The organism is Staphylococcus microti, from assembly GCF_000934465.1.
GTDB lineage: Bacteria > Bacillota > Bacilli > Staphylococcales > Staphylococcaceae > Staphylococcus > Staphylococcus microti.
In genome coordinates this window covers 1-225 of sequence record NZ_JXWY01000149.1, presented here as the reverse complement: position 1 = coordinate 225, position 225 = coordinate 1, and the positions used below count along the sequence as shown (strand labels likewise).

General features: G+C 26.2%; 1 pseudogene. It reads right to left on the bottom strand.

From position 1 onward, the window contains the following. Positions 1-187, bottom strand: a pseudogene (locus TP70_RS10885) (ParA family protein); the annotation flags it as partial. Positions 188-225: the final 38 nt, after the last annotated feature.

Below are 225 nucleotides of genomic sequence, written 5' to 3'. Positions count from 1 at the left end.
TATAATCATAATTAGATTTAATAGGTTTTAAAAGAGAATTTAATAAAAAATACTCTCCTTTTTCATCAAAATTTTTAATAACATACTTATCAAAACTCTCTAGAGACCAATCACCTTTTAATATATCTAGATTGCTATTAACCGCTTCTATACAAGGCTCTAAATTAAGCTTTTTAATACCTTGCATAAAGGACGGCTCTTTCTCAAATTTAATCCGATAAGTTC